General features: G+C 41.2%; 14 protein-coding genes. 7 read left to right on the forward strand and 7 right to left on the reverse strand.

The features are described from left to right. The first annotated feature begins 459 nt into the window (after positions 1 to 459). On the forward strand, positions 460 to 2,142 hold the full coding sequence (gene asnB, locus CRJ00_RS15300) for an asparagine synthase B (RefSeq protein ID WP_099367628.1): 1,683 nt from the start codon (positions 460 to 462) through the stop codon (positions 2,140 to 2,142). On the opposite strand, the gene CRJ00_RS15305 is transcribed toward asnB, so the two are convergent. From CRJ00_RS15305 to CRJ00_RS15325, 4 genes are all read right to left on the reverse strand, one after another. After that, positions 2,083 to 2,682 (reverse strand): lysoplasmalogenase, encoded by a 600-nt coding sequence (locus tag CRJ00_RS15305; protein ID WP_099367629.1) that lies wholly within the window; start codon positions 2,680 to 2,682, stop codon positions 2,083 to 2,085. The genes asnB and CRJ00_RS15305 overlap by 60 nt on opposite strands. 67 nt (positions 2,683 to 2,749) lie before the next feature. Then, positions 2,750 to 4,195, reverse strand: coding sequence for an amino acid permease (locus tag CRJ00_RS15310; RefSeq protein ID WP_099367630.1), 1,446 nt, complete (start codon positions 4,193 to 4,195; stop codon positions 2,750 to 2,752). Positions 4,196 to 4,475: 280 nt separating this feature from the next. Next, on the reverse strand, positions 4,476 to 6,578 hold the full coding sequence (gene feoB / locus CRJ00_RS15320) for a ferrous iron transport protein B (RefSeq protein ID WP_099367631.1): 2,103 nt from the start codon (positions 6,576 to 6,578) through the stop codon (positions 4,476 to 4,478). Beyond that, entirely contained in the window at positions 6,578 to 6,817 is a 240-nt protein-coding gene (locus CRJ00_RS15325) for a FeoA family protein (protein ID WP_099367632.1), read from the reverse strand. The genes feoB and CRJ00_RS15325 overlap by 1 nt, the downstream gene beginning before the upstream one ends. A gap of 101 nt (positions 6,818 to 6,918) precedes the next feature. Here CRJ00_RS15325 and CRJ00_RS15330 point away from each other — a divergent pair, with 101 nt between their 5' ends. Continuing rightward, on the forward strand, positions 6,919 to 7,392 hold the full coding sequence (locus CRJ00_RS15330) for a MarR family winged helix-turn-helix transcriptional regulator (protein ID WP_099367633.1): 474 nt from the start codon (positions 6,919 to 6,921) through the stop codon (positions 7,390 to 7,392). Here CRJ00_RS15330 and CRJ00_RS15335 read toward each other — a convergent pair whose 3' ends face one another. Continuing rightward, positions 7,393 to 8,262 (reverse strand): ZIP family metal transporter, encoded by an 870-nt coding sequence (locus CRJ00_RS15335; RefSeq protein WP_099367634.1) that lies wholly within the window; start codon positions 8,260 to 8,262, stop codon positions 7,393 to 7,395. Next, positions 8,255 to 8,857 carry a phosphatase PAP2 family protein gene (locus CRJ00_RS15340; protein WP_099367635.1) on the reverse strand — a complete coding sequence of 201 codons (603 nt, stop codon included), beginning with the start codon at positions 8,855 to 8,857 and terminating at the stop codon, positions 8,255 to 8,257. The genes CRJ00_RS15335 and CRJ00_RS15340 overlap by 8 nt, the downstream gene beginning before the upstream one ends. Positions 8,858 to 9,043: 186 nt before the next feature. Between CRJ00_RS15340 and glmM the strand changes: the two genes are divergently transcribed. From glmM to rpmA, 5 genes are all read left to right on the forward strand, one after another. Then, complete coding sequence (glmM, locus tag CRJ00_RS15345; RefSeq protein ID WP_099367636.1) at positions 9,044 to 10,429, forward strand: phosphoglucosamine mutase; 1,386 nt, start codon at positions 9,044 to 9,046, stop codon at positions 10,427 to 10,429. A gap of 259 nt (positions 10,430 to 10,688) precedes the next feature. Then, entirely contained in the window at positions 10,689 to 11,192 is a 504-nt protein-coding gene (locus tag CRJ00_RS15350) for an RNA polymerase sigma factor (RefSeq protein ID WP_099367637.1), read from the forward strand. After that, positions 11,182 to 11,832 carry a hypothetical protein gene (locus CRJ00_RS15355; RefSeq protein ID WP_099367638.1) on the forward strand — a complete coding sequence of 217 codons (651 nt, stop codon included), beginning with the start codon at positions 11,182 to 11,184 and terminating at the stop codon, positions 11,830 to 11,832. Before CRJ00_RS15350 ends, CRJ00_RS15355 begins: the two co-directional genes overlap by 11 nt. 352 nt (positions 11,833 to 12,184) lie before the next feature. Beyond that, positions 12,185 to 12,496: a 50S ribosomal protein L21 gene (rplU, locus tag CRJ00_RS15365; RefSeq protein WP_099367640.1), complete on the forward strand. Its 312-nt coding sequence runs from the start codon at positions 12,185 to 12,187 to the stop codon at positions 12,494 to 12,496. A gap of 44 nt (positions 12,497 to 12,540) precedes the next feature. After that, the gene (rpmA, locus tag CRJ00_RS15370) at positions 12,541 to 12,804 is read left to right on the forward strand and encodes a 50S ribosomal protein L27 (RefSeq protein WP_099367641.1); all 264 of its coding nucleotides are present in this window, start codon (positions 12,541 to 12,543) and stop codon (positions 12,802 to 12,804) included. 244 nt (positions 12,805 to 13,048) lie between these two features. Here the strand turns inward: rpmA and CRJ00_RS15375 are convergent. Next, a partial coding sequence (locus CRJ00_RS15375) for a transposase (protein ID WP_144038179.1) occupies positions 13,049 to 13,582 on the reverse strand: 534 nt, incomplete at its 5' end.

Raw genomic sequence — 13,582 nt, forward strand, 5'->3', positions numbered from 1 at the left:
CAGAAATGTCAAAATAATCCTTTGAACAATCAATACCTGTTACCATATTTGTATATCATATTTGTGGATTACAGCAGCTCTTATCATAACTTATCAATCGTAAAAACAGGCTCCTGGCCTAATGAACTGTCCAAGTTTATGATAGGAATAAGAGAGGGGGATTAACATTGCGAAGGGTCTCTCAAGGACCAATGACGATTAAAAATCTTACTCCCTCTCTCGCTGTATCCTAAATGAAATACAAAATTATATTCTGTCTCTTTAATTCCTATAACTTACTTACAAACTTACGATGACGCGTCTAACATCTATCATCTAACATCTATCATCTAACATCTACAATCTAATTACAATCTATTCAACAAAAATTAAAAAATATTATGAAATTAATTTTATAATCATTTTATTTGTATCATTATATCAACAAAACAATAAAAACATTAATAAAATTTTAATAATATGTGTGGAATAGTAGGAGCTTTTGAAATCATACAACCTGTGTCCGAATTAAGACCTCAAGTATTGGAAATGTCGAAACGCATTCGTCATCGTGGTCCAGATTGGTCAGGAATTTACAGTTCAGAAAAAGCAATTTTAGCGCATGAGCGGTTAGCGATCGTTGATCCAAAATCGGGAAGCCAGCCATTATACAGTCCGGATGGACAAGTAATATTGGCGGTAAATGGTGAAATCTACAATCACCAATCGTTACGAAATTCCTTAGCACATTATAACTTCACAACCCAATCCGATTCCGAAGTCATCCTTGCCCTCTACCTGGAAAAGGGTCCGGCATTTGTTGAAGACTTGAACGGCATCTTTGCCTTTGCCTTATACGATGCCCGTGATGATTCTTTTTTCATTGCCCGAGATCATATGGGTATCATTCCACTTTATTACGGTAAGGATCAATATGGGCAATTATTTGTAGCCTCCGAGTTAAAATCTCTGGAAGGATTCTGCGAGCAGATCGACCAATTTCCTCCGGGACATTACCTGCACAGCAAGGAAGGACAGGAACCTATCCAGTGGTACAAACGGGATTGGGAGCAATATAGCACGGTAAAAGAAAAGGAAACCGACCTGGGAAAATTACGCCAGGGATTGGAAGATGCCGTGCATCGGCAATTGATGTCGGATGTTCCTTATGGTGTTTTATTATCTGGAGGATTGGATTCCTCGGTGATTGCTGCCATCACCAAAAAATTTGCATCCAAAAGGATTGAATCCGAAGATCAGGAGGAAGCCTGGTACCCCCAATTGCATTCCTTTGCCGTGGGTCTGAAAGGATCGCCGGATCTTATTGCTGCGCAAAAGGCAGCAGACCACATCGGCACCATCCATCATGAAGTGAACTTCACGATTCAGGAAGGCTTGGATGCTATTCGCGAGGTGATCTATCACCTGGAAACCTATGATGTCACTACTGTACGTGCCTCTACACCGATGTACCTTTTGGCCAGGGTAATCAAGTCCATGGGCATCAAGATGGTGTTGTCAGGCGAAGGGTCCGATGAACTTTTTGGAGGTTATCTATATTTCCATAAAGCACCAAACGCGCAGGAATTCCATGAGGAAACGGTTAGGAAACTGAAAAAATTATACCTCTACGATTGTCTCCGTGCCAATAAATCCTTGGCGGCATGGGGCGTGGAAGGTAGGGTTCCATTTTTGGACAAGAAATTCATGGATATTGCGATGCGCATCAACCCACAGGATAAAATGATCACTTCCGAACGCATGGAAAAATGGGTAGTCAGAAAAGCATTTGAGGATTACCTTCCGGAAAGCATCGCCTGGAGACAAAAGGAGCAGTTCTCGGATGGTGTGGGCTATTCTTGGATCGATACACTGAAAGCGCAAGCGGAGGAGAAAGTGACGGATACGGAATTTGAAGCCGCAGCCAAACGCTTTCCGATCAATACACCAAAAAACAAGGAAGAGTATCTGTACAGAAGTATATTTGAAAGCCATTTCCCGTCGGACGCGGCAGCCAAATCGGTTCCATCGGTGAAGTCCGTGGCATGTAGTACGCCTGAAGCTTTGTTGTGGGATGCTTCTTTCCAGAACATGAACGATCCATCAGGAAGAGCGGTTGCTTCTGTCCATAACAGCACCAGTAGTAATACCGTATTGAGCTAGCATATAGCTGCTCATGATCATGATGCCGGAATCGGGAACATAAGCCACAAATTTGTTGATGGCTAAAATGGAATCAGAGGCTATAAATAAGAGAGAGCCGATAAAGATGAATAAAAAACTGGCCAAATTGGTCTGCTGTTTTCGGGTAAAAGCCAACAAAGCCATGGCAGCTATCACAAGGATATAGGCAATGACTGGTATTTCCAATACCCCTAAACTGGGTTTCAACACGCTGTACAGGTAATAGGAATAACTGATGAGAAGACAGGCAATAAAGATATAACCTTTATGTTTGGTCAGGCTTAGGCTGGACGTTTGTGTAAGAAATGCCCAAGCATAAAGGATATGGCCTATCAGAAAAGACCCTAAGCCAAAGATGAACATGTTGTTCATCATGAGGAAGACATCGCCGGCCAGGCCAAAGACCAATCCGGCAGCTATCAATCGATGGAATTTTCTCTTCAAGCCTGTCTCATTCCAGAGGAACAATACCAATACGATACAGATCAATGGTTTTGTCATGGTCCTTAATCCATCCATATGCTGTTGTATGGCTACCAGATGGCAGATAAACAGGATGGCAAAAACGATATGGAATATGAACTTTTTAATGATCGATCGAATTATTGATTTCTTTTTTCGCTCTATTCCTTTGGATCAGCAGGTAGGATATCCAAAGGAGGATCAACCAAACAGGGATCAATTCAACAGATATCTTCAGTCCTGTAAACCACATCATCACTAATACACCCACAAGGAACAAGAGACTAAAGTAATTACTGATCGGATAAAGGATGGTTGGAAACTTGGTTTTCACGCCTTCCTTATCCTTTTGTTTCCGGAAGAACATATGCGTTAAGGTGATCATGATCCAATTGATGATAAGGGAAGATACCACCAGCGACATCAGGATGCCCAATGCTTCTTTAGGGATCACTTTATTGATCACTACCGTAATGGCCACAATAGCTGCTGATGCTAGGATAGCCGCAATAGGAGAGTGGTTCTTGTTTAATTTTTTAAGGAACCTCGGTGCATTGCCTTGTTCAGCCAATCCATACAACATCCTGGAATTACTGTACACACAGGAGTTATAAACGGATAGTGCGGCGGTTAATACGATTACATTCAGCACATTGGCGATCACATTGGTGAAATAGAATGTATTCCCAAACATTTCAAATTGAAAGCCTTTCAGGGTGGCAAATACTTCCACAAAAGGGCTGGTTTCTGCCGTAATGGTACGCCATGGCATTAGGGAAAACAGGATGAACAGAGCACCCACATAAAAGACCAAAATACGCCATAACACTTGGTTGGTGGCTTTAGGGATGTTCTTTTCCGGGTTTTCCGCTTCAGCTGCTGTGATACCTACTAGCTCCAATCCACCGAAGGAAAACATGATGATCACCAGGGCGGCGAGGAGTCCTGAATAGCCCATTGCTGCATTTCCACTGAGCCAACCATGGGGGAAAAACCCACCGTCGTTGACGAGGTTCTCTACCGTTGCCCTTTCTCCGCCATTGCCGGATATCAATAGATAGGCACCGAAGATGATCATGGCAATAATCGCCACGACCTTGATGATGGAAAACCAAAATTCGGTTTCCCCATATACTTTTACTGATGCGAGGTTGATCGCGTTAATAACGAAAAAGAAGAAAAGGGTGGAGACCCAGAGCGGAATTTCAGGCCACCAAAATTGTACATATTTTCCAATGGCGGTCAATTCGGCCATGGACACCAGGATATAGAGGATCCAATAGTTCCAACCGGATGCGAATCCAGCAAATGGACCCCAATATTTGTTGGCGAAGGTACTGAAGCTACCGGAAACAGGCTCTTGAACGACCATTTCTCCCAATTGCCGCATGATGAAAAAAGCGACCAAACCAGCAATGGCATAGCCGAGGATAACCGATGGTCCAGCTAGAATGGCGGCTTGGCCAACGCCTAAAAATAATCCGGTTCCTATGGCTCCACCAAGAGCAATTAATTGAATATGACGGTTGCTAAGTCCTCTTTTGAGTTCCTTTTCCTTGTTTTCTTGCACGTTGTTGACAGGTTAATTACTGATTATATGTTTTATAACGGTACAAGATAATTTTTTCCAATAACATATAAAACAAAAGCTCCCTTTATTTTAAAGAGAGCTTTTAAATACTTTTTTATCTATTGTTTATTTCTTCGGATCCATTTTTACATCGCAGGAGCATCCCTTACCACATCCTGGGTTACTTTTTTTACTGAAGAAGGGTTTGAAAATGAAGTATAAAGCCCCAATAAAAAGGATGAAAATAATGATGTACTGAATGATTAAACCCATGATGTTCTTATTTTAGAAGTTGATAAGCGATTAATGCGGCTACATAGGCAAGACCTGTCATGAACAAAGTCTGTATCAAGGTCCATTTCCAGGAGCCGGTTTCCTTACGCACCACACCGATCGTTGCCATACATTGCATAGCGAAGGCGTAGAACAATAATAACGAAATTCCGGAAGCCATATTATAAGCCGGTTTGCCGGTATTGGCGTTAATTTCTGAACGCATCTTGTCCAATAGCGATCTTTTCTGACCATCGTCTTCGATATCCACTTCATCCCCCAGGCTGTAAACAACTGCCATAGTGCCCACAAATACTTCGCGTGCCGCAAAGGAAGAAATCAAACCGATACCCATTTTCCAATCGTAGCCCAATGGTCTTACGAATGGCTCTATACCCATTCCGAGGTAACCCAAAAAAGAGTGCTCCAATTTATAAGAGGCCACTTCTTTATCAAACTGCTCCTCTTCCAAATTAGGTTTCATGGCCGTTACGTACTCGTCGGCTTTATAGAATTTATCGTTCGGACCAAAATTACCCAATACCCAAAGGACAATGGAAATCATCAAGATGATCTTACCGGCATCCCATAGGAACCCTGAAGCTTTATCCCAGACATTGGTCAATACATTTTTCCAATCTGGCGCTTTATAGGTCGGTAATTCAAAGATCAAGTATGAAGAACGAACGCTTTTGATCACTTTGTTCAGTATCCAAGCAGAGCCCAAGGCACCAATAATTCCTAATAGGTACATGGCAAAAAGAACCATACCTTGCAGGTTGAATCCTAATACGCTGGTTTCTGGAATGACCAGACCTATAATAACGATATAGATCGGTAAGCGTGCGGAGCAGGTCATGAATGGGGTTACTAACATGGTCAATAACCTTTCTTTCGGGTTCTCGATGTTCCGCGCCGACATCACCGCCGGGATGGCACAGGCAGCACCTGACATCAATGGGATCACCGATTTTCCGTTTAAACCAAAAGGTTTCAACCAACGGTCCATTAAGAATACGACCCTACTCATATAGCCTGATTCCTCCATTAAGGAAAGGAATAGGAAGAGAATAACGATCTGCGGAAGGAAGATAACGATTCCACCAACACCAGCTACTATACCGTAAATAAATAAGGAAGCCAAAGGTCCATCAGGAAGGGCGGCATCCAGCTTCTCAGTAATGTCTGCAAATAAGCCATCGATCCAATCCATCAAAGGACCAGACCAGGCAAAGATCGCTTGGAAGATCACGAACAATAGACCAAAAAAGATGATGTATCCCAGAATAGGATGTAAAAGGATGCGGTCTATTTTTGAGGTATTGTTCAGTTTTTTGTTCTCCGCTTTCTGGATGATTGGTTTAAGATCCTCCGTAATGGCATCATGGCGAATCTGGGATTCCAATTTTTGCATCTCATGGATATTCAATTGATGCTTGGTCCTGATCTCTTCCAAGGCTTTTTGTTGCTCAGTTGTTAGACTGGAAATTCTTTCTTGAGCGAGATATTGCCAAGTAAGATACTCCGTTGCCAATGGAAAAATCCGTTTAGCTTCATCAAGGGCGGCTGAGTATGTTGCAGGAATCTGAAAATTCCCGAAGTATGTTACAGGACTTTGTGGAAATGCAGCTACAAGTTCGTCAATTCCTTTACCCGTTCTGGCGTTCGTTTTATAGACTTTCGTCTTCAGGTAAACCTCTAATTTTTGTATGTCGATCTGCATCCCTTTGCTCTCGATTTCGTCCATCATATTGATGACAAAAATGGCAGGAATTCCTAATTCACGAGCTTGTTGATAGAGGATGATTGACCGTTTGATGGTAGCAGGTTCTGCCACGACCAAGGTCAGATCGGGGTGATATGGATTGTTCTTATCACTTAATATTTGAAATACGATTTCCTCATCCAAAGAGTTGGGGAACAAGGTGTATGTTCCGGGAAGATCGATGATATGATAGGTTTTGTTATGTGCTTTAAGGGTTCCTTCGCGCTTTTCAACGGTGATTCCGGGGTAATTCCCTACTTTTTGGTTCAATTTGGTCAGCCTGTTGAACAAGGAAGTTTTACCAACATTGGGGTTTCCTAAAAGTACAATATTTGGATTTTTCATTAAATTTTTTCTACAGTTATTAACTTGGCTTCAGACTTGCGGATGGCAATTAAGGAATTGTTTTCAATGATATTTACACAGATCGGTCCACCAAATGGAGCTTTGTGTTTTATTTCAATGAGCGAACCTGGATAAAAGCCAAGCTCAAAGAATTTTGCTGGAATTTCCAAGGAATCTATGGTTTGAATTTTTACGGTGTCGCCAATTTTTAGTCTGTCGAGGCTAATATTGTTCTGCATTTGTGAAGTTGAACGGTTTAAAAAAATACGTTTTGAGCAAAGATAAATAATTAAAATCTTTTAAATTGCGGATTAAGTCACACTAATGTATTTTTAAAGTTATGCCAAAGATTGAAGAACTGGTAAGAGTGAAGCAATTCGCTAGCCCTTGGCATCGCGTTACGGTCAATGTTATCTACACGAACAACTGGCTGAATGTGATGCTCGAAAAGAGAGCAGGAGCTAAGCAGCTTACACTACAGCAATTTAATGTGTTGAGGGTATTGCGAGGTCAGTTCCCAAATCCCGTAACAAACAATTTATTGAAGGAGCGTTTGCTGACAAAGACGCCTGACATCAGCCGCTTGGTGGATCGAATCGTTGGAAAAGGCTTGGTCTCTAGGACGAAGAATGGCAGTGATAAACGTGCGGTGGATCTGTTGATCACCGACAAAGGGTTGAAGCTGTTGCATGATATCGAGAACGATATGATGCTGGATGATGTCTTGGCGCCAAATCTGACCACCGAGGAATTTATGCAACTAAGCGAACTGTTGGATAAATTCCGCGGTGAATCGAATGGGCAAGCAGGCTAATTAATGCTCATGATCGTGATCATGGTCATGGTTGTGATCATGATCATGGTCGTGATTGTGGTCATGATTGTGGTCGTGATGATCATGTTGTTCTGTTCCTGTTGCCGGACCGTGGGATCCATGGTCATGCTCGTGTGGGAAAAGGAAGTTTGCCAACGAAACCAGTACGCCACAAAGAACCGCCAACATTTTCTTTTTGTTGAAGGTATGATGGTCTGCCGATCCTGACTCAAATAGGATGGTGGTGGATATATGTAAGAATATACCGATTACCACGGTCATGATCTTATCAAAATATTGTCCAATATTTCCAATGTCTCCACCGCTGATACCTTTACTGGTCAGGAAACCTAGTGGAGTCATGGCTGCAAATATGGCAATGAAGAGGATGATGTTCTGTTTGTTCAATTTCGTGTTGATCAAAAGACTACCTAAAGCAAAAGCCGCCGGAATATGATGGATGGCTATACCGAATACCAATTCATTACGATGCCCTGATGCTAACGGGAAACCTTCTAAAAAGGCATGTAAACACAAACTGATCAATATGGCGATAGGGAATGCTTGCTTATGTTCTGCATGCCCATCGGAATGTATATGACCGTGTTCAATTCCTTGGGAAAAATGCTCCAACACCAATTGGAACAAGAATCCGCCTAAGATGTATAATCCGATGATTTCTCCTGGAGTTGATCCACTGTGGTATACCTCAGGGATCAGGTGAAGTACAGTGATGGCAAAAAGATAGGCACCACTGAAAGAAAGGATAAGCTTGAGTAATTGTGTATTGTCTCTTTTTACAAAGAAAACAGCGACACCACTAATTAAAGCTGAAAAAAATAAAATAGAGACAATTAAGAAACTACTCATGTGTTATTGGTATTGGGTTATTTGGGGATTCGAAAAATTTCGGATAAAATCGTTTGAATAGATAGCCGGTGCCTAAACCGATCAATGTTCCTAGGATGGCACCACAGATGATATCAAAAGGATAATGTACGCCTACATAGATCTGAGAAAAGGCGATGGACGCAGCCCAAAGGATACAAAGCCATAGGGCATGTCGCCATTTACGACGGAACAGGACAATCCAGAAGAAGGCCATCCCAAAATGGTTCGTCGCATGGGAAGAGGTAAAACTGAAACCGGATCCACAACGTGCTCTTAAGTTCACTTGATCTTTAAAAACCACATCATTACAAGGTCTGACCCTCTTGACCGTCTTTTTGATCAGATGGGAGGAGGTGAGATCGGTTATACCAAAGGTCACTAAGGTACAGGCAACGATCAGCACGCCTGTCTTGCCATAATGTTTAATAAAAAAGATGATGAGGAAGAGGTAAAGTGGAGACCAAGTATATGGGTTCCTTAAAATTGGTAATAGCCAGTCAAACACCGGATTACTTAATCCTTGATTGATGGCTAAAAAAAACTCTTTATCGAATGCAATAATATTTTCTAACATATAGTCTAAATAGAATGGTCCATTTTTTCAGACCAAATCTATAAAAAATCAACCTTGCTTCCTAATGTCCCTGCTGAGCTAAAAGAAACAATGTTGCAACAAAAGTAGGTAAATAATTGAAAAAAAGAATAAAAGTCACTAATAAATATTTTTTAGATTAAATTTACGGCGAACAAACAATCAAATATGGCATTAATAAAATCTATTTCAGGAATTAGAGGAACCATAGGCGGAAGACCAGGCGATAACTTAACTCCGGTTGATATCGTCAAGTTTACAGCAGCCTACGGAAAGATTATTACAGCAAACTCAACGAATAAAACGATCGTTGTCGGTCGTGATGCACGTATTTCTGGCGAGATGGTCGCGAACTTGGTGATCGGGACTTTACAGAGTATCGGAGTTGATGTGGTTGATCTAGGGCTGTCGACAACACCAACGGTGGAGATCGCTGTTCCAAAATTGGGTGCTGCAGGTGGAATCATTTTGACTGCTTCCCATAATCCTGGCCAATGGAATGCCTTGAAATTGTTGAATGAAAAAGGTGAGTTTATTTCTGATGCAGAAGGGAAAGAAGTTTTGACTTTAGGGGAGAGCTTGGATTTTGATTTTGCAGAAGTGGAGGAATTAGGAAAAGTGACCAAAGATGATTCTTTCTTACAGAAACATATTGATGATGTACTTGCCTTGGAATTCGTGGATGTAGACGCTATTAAAAAGGCGAACTTTAAGGTAGCGGTTGATGCGGTGAACAGTACGGGAGGTGTTTTCATTCCGGCATTATTGGAAGCTTTGGGCGTACAGACCGTTTATAAAATACATTGTGAGCCTAATGGTCATTTTCCACATAACCCGGAACCATTGAAGGAACATTTAACGGATCTTTCAGAAGCGGTATTGAAGAATGGTGCTGACCTGGGGATTGCCGTGGATCCGGATGTGGACCGTTTGGTGTTCATGATGGAAAATGGGGAATTGTTTGGTGAGGAATATACCTTGGTGGCAGTTTCTGATTTTATTTTGACCCATAAAAAAGGGAATACGGTTTCTAATTTATCATCAACCCGTGCTTTGCGCGATGTGACGCTGAAGCATGGTGGTGAATATTTCGCCGCAGCAGTTGGTGAGGTGAATGTGGTGACCAAAATGAAGGAAGTTGATGCGGTGATGGGTGGTGAAGGTAATGGTGGAGTTATTTACCCGGCTTCTCACTATGGCCGTGATGCTTTGGTGGGGGTTGCTTTGTTCCTGGCGCATTTGGCGCAATTAGGGAAGAAAGCTTCAGCATATAGGGCAGAATTACCGCAATATTATATGTCGAAAAATAAGATCACCTTGACTCCAGAGTTGGATATTGATGATCTTTTGGCGAAAATGCAGGCGAAGTATGCGCATGAGAACCATTCTACAATTGATGGGTTGAAGATTGATTTTGAAAATGAATGGGTGCATTTGCGTAAATCGAATACAGAACCTATTATTCGAATTTATTCGGAAGGTGGATCTGTGGAGGCAGCAGAGGCAATAGCGAAGAAGATTATGCAGGAGATGGAGGAAATCGTAGGGAAATAGGTTATTTTTGAGGTCCTTACGTCATTGTGATGGGCTTTAGGGGCATTGCAAGGCCCCTACGTCATTGCGATATGCACGTCATTGCGAGGAACGAAGCAATCTTTCGATAAGTTTAAAGATTGCTTCGTTCCTCGCAATGACGTTTTTAATTAATAACGTTTTTATTTTCAAACGTTTTTCCATTTCCCATGTAACATTCCACAAAATCAATTACTAACCCTATAAAAGCAAATTATCTTTAAAACAATTTATCCAAACAGTGAATTCTTTAGAGCAGCAATTCCTTCAAGAGATAGACACCCATAAAGGCATCTTATTTAAGTTGTCAAAAATTTATATGGATGATATCTTGGATCAGGAAGATCTCTACCAGGAAATGGTGTTTCAGCTTTGGCGTTCCTATGGAAATTTTAAAGGAGAGAGCAAGTTCTCCACTTGGATGTATCGGGTGGCACTCAACACTGCCCTGGTCTACGTCAAGAAAGATCAGCGAAAACCAAAGACAAATACCATCAATGATCAGGTAGACCTACCAGATCATAGCGACCACGCCCAAAAGGAGGAGCAATTGGATTATTTCTATCGAGCGGTAAAGGAATTGAATGAAGTGGAGAAGGCAGTAATCTTCTTATTCTTGGAAGGTTTATCTCATCGAGAGATCAGTGTACAGCTAGGTATCTCAGAGGTCAACGCGCGGGTAAAATTGAATAGGACGAAGGATAAATTACAGGAAATCATAAAAAAACAAGGTTATGAATTTTGACGATTTAAGAAAAGATTGGCAAGCGGACAAAAATGAGGATCAGGATCTGAGCATCAACCTGTCCAAGAAAAGGGAGGCGAGTACCGCGATCGACCTGATCAGAAAATATATGCGTCAGGAATTTTGGGTAAACCTGATCCTTACCATTGTTTTCTTGGGTCTTTTTGGGTTCTTTATATACGCAGAGAACCTCAAGATATTTACTATATTGGTATTATCCATTTATATCTTGGCAACCACGATGATCTGGATTCATTATTATTCCCAATATTGGAAGTTTTACCATAAAACCTATCACCTGGAATTTAATTCCCTGGAGAATCTGCTTTGGTTTTCCTACGAGATGAAATTAAATATGATGTCCTATCGATCAACCACTTTCCATTCCATGATAATTGGCTTTGGCGGTGCTATGATTTACACTGGACTGGAAAGGGGAGACCATTATACCTTAAGGTTGAACGATTTGTTGAATGGTACTACAGCAGTGGACATTGGACCAATTATCTTCTTTGCCATTTATTTTGGATTATTGTTGTTTGCTGCCTATGCTTTTGGACGGCTAGTCATCCGAAGGTATGAAAAACAGATTAGGAGGATCGATCAGTCTATTGCATATTTAAAGGAATTTGAAGAATAGTTGATGAACCGTCATTGCGAGGAACGAAGCAATCTTCGCGTCATCGCGAGGAACGAAGCAATCTTCGCGTCATCGCGAGGAACGAAGCAATCTTTAACCATGTCATGCTGAGCGAAGTCGAAGCATCTACATTTGATACACGTACAGATCCTTCGACTACGCTCAGGATGACATGAAAGAAAGATTGCTTCGTCGTACCTCCTCGCAATGACGTATAGTTCCAAAAATTAATCATTTTCAAGGTAATTTTTTGGTTTGGAAACAACGTATTAAATATAAAAAATAATTGGATGAATAGAAATAAAGTTTTATCTTTGCCGTTCATTAAATAATTAACAAATCATTAATAACAATGTACGCAATAGTAAATATAGCAGGACAGCAATTTAAGGTTGCAAAAGACCAATACCTTTTTGTACACCGTTTACAAGGAGACGAAGGCGCTAGTATTGAATTTGACAATGTATTGTTAGCAGAAGACGGTGGTAAATTCACTGTAGGAACACCAAGTATTTCAGGTGCTAAAGTTTCGGCTACTATTTTGTCACATTTGAAAGGTGAAAAAGTTATCGTTTTCAAGAAAAAACGTCGTAAAGGCTACAAAAAGAAAAACGGTCACCGTCAACACTTCACAAAAATCCAGATCACTGGTATTAGTTTATAATCGAATTTTTTAATCTGACGCAAGTCATAAATTAAGATAAAGAAATGGCACACAAAAAAGGTGCGGGTAGTTCCAAGAACGGCCGTGAGTCACATAGTAAGAGATTAGGTATCAAAATTTTTGGTGGTCAGCAAGCTATCGCTGGAAATATCATCGTTCGTCAACGTGGTACACAGCATAACCCTGACAATAACGTAGGTATCGGTAAAGATCATACATTGTATGCTTTAGTTGATGGTACTGTTGTTTTCCGTAAGAAAGCGAACAACAAATCCTACGTTTCAGTATTACCTGCTGAACAAAACTAAGATACGGAAGATATCTTCAACAAAAAGAGGTGATCATTTGAGAGGGCACTGAAAAAGTCTCAACTTTTTAATGAGATTTAAAGAAATGACTGAGTACAGGATTTACCTTACTCGGTCATTTTTGTTTAAAGGATTTCTGAAAGTGTGTTTTTTAATGGCCTTATTGAAGGTTTAGCCGACTAGGCTTGCTGTTTGAGATTTTAGTATCCCAATTGCCCTGTTTTTGAGGTAATACCTTTCCTTTTTAGATCAATTTCAGGATTCTTTTCAAGTTTACCGTAAAGATGGCCATTGCACCCTGCATTTCCATGTTATGGATACCATAGGAATCGGCCCTGCCTTCTCTAAGAGGGCAGACTTTACATTTTTCGACATCGAAGTAATATGTCTGCGTTTGATTTGTACCTTGTCCCTTCTTTCCCTGACGCGCCTTGCGGATGGCTAAATGTCCTGCAGGACAGACAAACATCCCTGCGTCCTTGTTAAAGTGGAAGTGTTCCCCTTCTTTCCTGCATCCCTGGCTAACTGCTGGATTCAATTTAGCGATGATATCAATGTTCTGTTCTTTTGCCAGTTGAAGGTTGTCCTTTCCAGAATATGCAGCATCACCTATTATAGTATCCACTTCCATTCCATTCTGCCTACTGATCTCCAATAACCGGGGCAGTTCCGGACCATCACCTTTTTCGCCCGTAGTAACGACCGCTGCTGTGATGATGCGTTCCTCGGTCATCGCCAAATGTGTTTTATAACCAAAGAAACTGCTGTCTACAGATTT

The sequence above is a fragment of the Sphingobacterium sp. 1.A.4 genome (genome assembly GCF_002734245.1).
GTDB classification, from domain to species: Bacteria; Bacteroidota; Bacteroidia; order Sphingobacteriales; family Sphingobacteriaceae; genus Sphingobacterium; species Sphingobacterium tenebrionis.

What these genes read in the sequence shown, in the direction of transcription:
- glmM (WP_099367636.1), top strand. Translation starts at nt 9,044, where the DNA reads ATGGCATTAATAAAATCTATTTCAGGAATTAGAGGAACCATAGGCGGA.
- CRJ00_RS15305 (WP_099367629.1), bottom strand. Translation starts at nt 2,682, where the DNA reads ATGGATGGATTAAGGACCATGACAAAACCATTGATCTGTATCGTATTG.
- rplU (WP_099367640.1), top strand. Translation starts at nt 12,185, where the DNA reads ATGTACGCAATAGTAAATATAGCAGGACAGCAATTTAAGGTTGCAAAA.
- CRJ00_RS15335 (WP_099367634.1), bottom strand. Translation starts at nt 8,262, where the DNA reads ATGAGTAGTTTCTTAATTGTCTCTATTTTATTTTTTTCAGCTTTAATT.
- CRJ00_RS15325 (WP_099367632.1), bottom strand. Translation starts at nt 6,817, where the DNA reads ATGCAGAACAATATTAGCCTCGACAGACTAAAAATTGGCGACACCGTA.
- CRJ00_RS15330 (WP_099367633.1), top strand. Translation starts at nt 6,919, where the DNA reads ATGCCAAAGATTGAAGAACTGGTAAGAGTGAAGCAATTCGCTAGCCCT.
- feoB (WP_099367631.1), bottom strand. Translation starts at nt 6,578, where the DNA reads ATGAAAAATCCAAATATTGTACTTTTAGGAAACCCCAATGTTGGTAAA.
- rpmA (WP_099367641.1), top strand. Translation starts at nt 12,541, where the DNA reads ATGGCACACAAAAAAGGTGCGGGTAGTTCCAAGAACGGCCGTGAGTCA.
- CRJ00_RS15355 (WP_099367638.1), top strand. Translation starts at nt 11,182, where the DNA reads ATGAATTTTGACGATTTAAGAAAAGATTGGCAAGCGGACAAAAATGAG.
- asnB (WP_099367628.1), top strand. Translation starts at nt 460, where the DNA reads ATGTGTGGAATAGTAGGAGCTTTTGAAATCATACAACCTGTGTCCGAA.
- CRJ00_RS15340 (WP_099367635.1), bottom strand. Translation starts at nt 8,857, where the DNA reads ATGTTAGAAAATATTATTGCATTCGATAAAGAGTTTTTTTTAGCCATC.